The organism is Vibrio jasicida CAIM 1864 = LMG 25398, assembly GCF_000400365.1.
Taxonomy (GTDB): Bacteria; Pseudomonadota; Gammaproteobacteria; order Enterobacterales; family Vibrionaceae; genus Vibrio; species Vibrio jasicida.
This window is the reverse complement of sequence record NZ_BAOG01000176.1, coordinates 1-3,745: the sequence shown is the minus strand read 5'-3', so window position 1 is coordinate 3,745 and position 3,745 is coordinate 1. Positions and strand designations below refer to the sequence as shown.

General features: G+C 38.2%; 5 protein-coding genes. All 5 read left to right on the top strand.

Annotated features, from left to right (window positions below; genetic code table 11):
* Positions 1-101 precede the first annotated feature (101 nt).
* The 5 genes from VJL_RS26155 (at position 102) to VJL_RS26135 (ending at position 3,545) form a co-directional block, all read left to right on the top strand.
* Positions 102-488 (top strand): DUF6232 family protein, encoded by a 387-nt coding sequence (locus VJL_RS26155; RefSeq protein ID WP_038882265.1) that lies wholly within the window; start codon positions 102-104, stop codon positions 486-488.
* A gap of 141 nt (positions 489-629) precedes the next feature.
* Entirely contained in the window at positions 630-1,607 is a 978-nt protein-coding gene (locus VJL_RS26150; RefSeq protein WP_038882264.1) for a hypothetical protein, read from the top strand.
* A gap of 104 nt (positions 1,608-1,711) precedes the next feature.
* Positions 1,712-2,287: a hypothetical protein gene (locus tag VJL_RS26145; protein WP_038882263.1), complete on the top strand. Its 576-nt coding sequence runs from the start codon at positions 1,712-1,714 to the stop codon at positions 2,285-2,287.
* A gap of 148 nt (positions 2,288-2,435) precedes the next feature.
* Positions 2,436-2,966 carry an MltR family transcriptional regulator gene (locus tag VJL_RS27595; RefSeq protein ID WP_050568895.1) on the top strand — a complete coding sequence of 177 codons (531 nt, stop codon included), beginning with the start codon at positions 2,436-2,438 and terminating at the stop codon, positions 2,964-2,966.
* A gap of 153 nt (positions 2,967-3,119) precedes the next feature.
* The gene (locus tag VJL_RS26135) at positions 3,120-3,545 is read left to right on the top strand and encodes an N-acetyltransferase (RefSeq protein ID WP_038882262.1); all 426 of its coding nucleotides are present in this window, start codon (positions 3,120-3,122) and stop codon (positions 3,543-3,545) included.
* Positions 3,546-3,745: the final 200 nt, after the last annotated feature.

The following is a 3,745-nucleotide window of genomic DNA, read 5'->3' as shown; positions in this document are numbered from 1 at the left end:
ATTTTTACTATGCGTTGGTTTTAGTGGTTAAGGTGTTATGCGGGAGCTTCGGTATTGCGTGCCTCACACCTTAACAAGGCGTTATGTGACAGGAGGTTAATTTGATTATTGAAGACAATTTTAAAGTTAGTAATACGACATTTAAGTTTAAAAAAGACGAGTATCCCTTGTCGAAAATTAAAGGTGTAAGAGTTAAAACTAACGCTTTTCAAGATCACGCATTGAGAATAGTTTGTATCGGTTTAGTCGTTGCAAGCGTAGTATGGATGATATGCCCAGAGTCTTTGGGATTGATTACCGCTCCGTTAGCTCTAACAGTTGGCGTGTTTTCTGCGCTATTTTCAGTCAGAAAATACGAGTTACAAGTAGAGTTTCAGCATATTGATGAAACGGGCTTGCAATGGGTGTCAGTAGCTAAGACGAATAGTAAGGCTGTTAAAAATCTATTTGAAAAACAGGTGAGTAAACTACTTGAGCTTGTCACATAACAAACTGTTCAAGAGTGATTCGCAACGCGTGGCATTTTTACTATGCGTTGGTTTTAGTGTTTAAGGTGGTATGCGGCGGCTTCGGCATTGCGTTGCTCACACCTTAACAGGGCGTTAACTCACCAGGAGTGATAAATAACAATGAATACTCGAGTTAAAGCATTAATGCTTTTTCTTTTTCTAATGCCCCTTGCTGGATACGTTTGGACATTCCGGGGAGGCTTTTCTGATGTAAGCTCAGATTGGGCAGATTTTGGTTCGTATGTCGGTGGTGTGTATGGAGCGTTAGGTTTTTTTGCTGTCGCTTTTTCTATTTACTCTAACAGTAGACAGAACTTGAAACTTGAGCAGGACCAAGTCTTTTATAAGTCAATGGAGTTACTTAATAGTAGGATTTCTAACTCTTCAATATTTATTAATGACCAAAGTTATCAAGGTGCAACTATCTTGAAAAAAATGGTTAGTCGAATAAAAGAAGAATTAGATGAACAGTGTGTTTCAAAAGCAAGAGTTCTTCTGTGTAAGGTGCCGGAATCAATTGATAATGTTCATTATATTAAAATACTAGAAGCAAAATATGGAAACTACTTTTACTCCCAGTACGAAGAGCATCTATCTTCGATTAAATCTGAATTAATGGAAGATAGTGATTTCAATAATCGTTGGGAGAGAATAAAGTACTATATTGGTTCGACTAACTCTGAAACGAAAGAGATGAGAGCGGCTTTAATGGCTCTCGGTCATGTCTGGTTTTATAAGTTGCCGCTAGAAGAGCGAAAGGAAATGTACTCTTCTGCTGTATCTACGCTTGAGTATGAATTTGGTGAGTTTGTGAACGGTTATATTAAAAATCTGAAGTTTATTGCTCGCTTTGTTTCAGATTCTGTTAATCGAGATCTTTATTTAAAATTTGTTCTATCACAAGTTTCTAAATATGAAATTATCATTTTATTCCACTATGCAATCACTAGTGAAGATAAAGATATCATCAAGGTTTTAATGGACTTAGGATTGTTGAATGAGGTCTTAAACCAAGAGTGTCGTTCTTTGTTAATTGATTTACCATCAATTGAAGAGATTGAAAATGACTTGGATAGCCTTAAGCAACAAGTGAGTTAACAAAGCATTTAAGAGTGATTCGCAACGCTTGGCGCTTTCGCTTCGCTCAAGTATAGCCAAGCGTCGCTCACACCTTAATGCGGCGTTAGCTTTTTGAGGAAAGTATGGACAATTTCAAATTAATAGTAGATATACTCAGTTCTTTAGCTTCCATTATTGCGATTGTTACTTTCCTATTTGTTTGGATTTCAGATAATCGAAAACCAATTAAACTTGAGCAAGTATTAGTCGATCTTGATGACGAAGAAGCAGCTTATGTTTTTCTTGTTCGCAACAGGCGAGATTATGCAATAACCGTAAACACATGCCGTTGCTTTGCTAAAAAAGAACACAGGGTTGAGCAAGAAGTGCGAAAGAAACCTGTAATATATAGTTCCTTTCCGGGGAACGGCTTTGTTTTGGAGTCTGTAGAACCCAAAACGATTGAGCCAAATGGATACGATAAGTTGATTTATAAAACTCATAATATCCGAGCCAACAGCGGTGAACAGTTGTTTATCCACTTAGATACATCCCATGGGTATTTTGAGTTGTGTAGTTCAAAAGTGAATGTAGTCACTGATGAAACCGTTCTGCTAGGCCTTCAATCGTGTAAGACATTTGCTTCAGCGTTTAAAGCGAGGAGCTACTGGTTGGCTAAGTACGCAAAATATCTCGTTTTGGCGGTGAGAAAAAGCTAACAATCTGTTTAAGAGGGATTCTGCAACGCATGGCATTTTTACTATGCGTTGGTTTTAGTGTTTAAGGTGATATGCGGCGGCTTTTGTATTGCGTTGCTCACCCCTTAACAGGGCGTTAGCCAACTAATTGGAGATAGGAGTTTATTTTTTGGTTTCGTATGACACTACTAATAAAGTTTTGAAAGGTGAAAGTGATCGGGGGGCTGTTCTAATTGCAGCTGCGATGCTGGAGCTAGGTTTGGCAAAGTTGTTGAGAGCAAAAATGCTTCCCTCAACGTCAACTAAAGATCCTGTTTTTGATAATAATGGTCCTTTGGGGACCTTTTCGTCTAAGATCGAAATGTCATATCGACTTGGTGTTATTACTAGAAAGCAAAAAGATATGTTCAATATTTTCCGGAAAATAAGAAATGATTTTGCACATAGTGCTGACAATATATCTTTTACTGATCCAAAGATAAAAGACAGATTATTTTCAGCTATTGAAGGACATAAAGTCAAAGATGCTTACTTCATGCAGCTTCAACAACTAGCGTCTGAGTTTGGAATGAATGCTAACTCTATCAATAACAACTCGGTATCTCCTAGAGAGTTATTTGAATTGATTTTTGGTCTAGAAATTGAGTATTTACGCATAGAATTGAAGGGTGTTATTCGAATAGAAGAAAAAGTTGGCTAACAAATTGTTCAAGAGGGATTCGCAACGCGTGGCATTTTTACTATGCGTTGGTTTTAGTGATTAGGGTGGTATGCGGCAGCATCGGTATTGTGTTGCTCACCCCTTAACAAGGCGTTATATTGCCCCGATAAATTCGGCTATTGAGAGCTTTAAATGATAAGAAAGTACAACGAAAATGACATCGATTCAGTTCTTGAAATTTGGCTTAATGCGTCAGTTAAAGCTCACGATTTCATCTCGGCTGAGTTCTGGGAATCTCAAGTAGAAAACATGCGTAACATCTACATTCCAGCTTCAGAAACTTACGTTTACGAAGCTGAGTCGAAAGTAGTCGGCTTTTACGCACTGTATGAAAATAGCCTAGCTGCCATATTTGTCGCTCCTGAGCTTCAAGGTCAAGGTATTGGTAAGCAACTATTGAGTCATGCTAAAACTCAGAGAGCGGAATTAAGCCTGTCCGTATATAAGGAAAATAGGGCTAGCTATCAATTCTATTTGTCTCAAGGCTTCAAAGTCGTAAGTGAACAATTTGATGAGCACACTGGACATCCGGAATACACAATGAGTTCGGGCATATAACAAAGCGTTTAAGGCAGATTCCCAACGCTTGGCATTTTCGGTTTGCTTTGAATTTAGTGTTTACGGCACAATGGTTTAAGCTTGGTGGTCAACGTTGCTCACTACTTAACGCGGCGTTAGTACGGGTTTGACATCAAAGGTCATAAGTTTTGGTGTTTATTTGTTTCTGTGCTCGTCTTTACACCTTTCAGTTTGTACCT

Excerpts from the sequence above, each read along its gene's own strand:
- VJL_RS26150 (WP_038882264.1), top strand. The coding sequence starts at position 630 with ATGAATACTCGAGTTAAAGCATTAATGCTTTTTCTTTTTCTAATGCCC.
- VJL_RS26145 (WP_038882263.1), top strand. The coding sequence starts at position 1,712 with ATGGACAATTTCAAATTAATAGTAGATATACTCAGTTCTTTAGCTTCC.
- VJL_RS26135 (WP_038882262.1), top strand. The coding sequence starts at position 3,120 with ATGATAAGAAAGTACAACGAAAATGACATCGATTCAGTTCTTGAAATT.